Source organism: Streptomyces sp. 13-12-16 (assembly GCF_002114215.1).
GTDB lineage: Bacteria > Actinomycetota > Actinomycetes > Streptomycetales > Streptomycetaceae > Streptomyces.
The window spans coordinates 1-1,110 of the sequence record NZ_NCTE01001096.1 but is presented as its reverse complement, the minus strand read 5'-3'; the positions used below and the strand labels follow the sequence as shown (position 1 = coordinate 1,110).

General features: G+C 75.6%; 2 protein-coding genes. One reads left to right on the top strand and one right to left on the bottom strand.

All coding sequences use genetic code 11. From position 1 onward, the window contains the following. Positions 1-638: GAF domain-containing protein (locus tag B7767_RS35810; protein WP_143652817.1), on the bottom strand; the 638-nt coding region annotated here is incomplete at its 3' end. A gap of 247 nt (positions 639-885) precedes the next feature. On the opposite strand from B7767_RS35810, the gene B7767_RS35805 reads away from it, so the two are divergent. Next, positions 886-1,110, top strand: a 225-nt coding sequence (locus B7767_RS35805; RefSeq protein ID WP_143652816.1) for an SDR family NAD(P)-dependent oxidoreductase, incomplete at its 3' end; no start/stop codon positions are given.

The following is a 1,110-nucleotide window of genomic DNA, read 5'->3' as shown; positions in this document are numbered from 1 at the left end:
ACGAGGCGGGCGGCGGCCTGGGCGGTGAGCCGCAGGGAGAAGAGCTTCTGGCTGACGGCGTCGTGGAGCTCGTGGGCGAGGCGGGAGCGTTCCTCGGCGATGGTCAGTTCGCGGCTGCGTTCGTAGAGCCGGGCGTTGGTCAGGGCGATCGCGGCGTGCTGGGCGAGGATGCCGAGCAGTTCCTCGTCGTCCTCGGTGAAGCCGCAGGCGCCCTCGGGCTTGGGGCACCTCTTGTTGGCCAGGAACAGGGCGCCGAGGACCTCGTCGCCGTCGCGGACGGGCAGGCCGAGGAAGTCGGCCAGCTCGGGGTGGGCGCTGGGCCAGCCCTCGAAGCGGGGGTCCCGGCGCACGTCGGCGAGGCGCTGCGGGGCGGCCTCGTCGAGCATCGCGGCGAGGATGCCGTGCCGGCGCGGGAGGGGGCCGATGGCCTTCCACTCGTCGTCGCTGACGCCGTCGACCACGAACTGGGCGAAGCCGCCGTGGTCGTCGGGCACGCCGAGCGCGGCGTACTGCGCGTCGAGGAGTTCGCGTGCCGAGGCGACGATCGTCTTGAGGACGTCGCGCACCTCGAGGTGCCTGCTCATGGCCAGCAACGCGGAGCTCACCGCGGCGAGGCCGGACCGGGGGCCGTGGCTCATGTCCTCACGGTACCGGCGGGCGGTGACGGTGGGATCGGACGTGTGGCGGCCGTCGGGCGGGCCGCGGGACCTAGGTCGGAGGTCCCGCCGTCCCAGCCGGGGCGTAGGACCGCGGGACCGGGGTCGGTGGCGTAGGGCGAAGGGCCCCGGGGCGTTGCGTCCCGGGCCCGAGGCGGTGGCGGCGGGCCGGTCCCTAGGTTGGGGGCACGCCGATCGAGCGGCGGCCGAGGACGAGGGGACGGTTGTCATGCCGGTTGCGATCATCACGGGGGCTTCGAAGGGGCTCGGGGAGGCGCTCGCCCTGGCGCTGGCGGAGCGCGGCTGGGATCTGGTGCTGGACGCGCGGAGTCCGGTGCCCCTGGCGGAGGCGGCGGGGCTGGTGTCGGCGCACGGCACGCGCGTGACGGCGCTGCCCGGGGACGTCACGGACGCCGCGCACCGCGCGGAGCTGGTGGCGGCGGCGTGGCGGCTG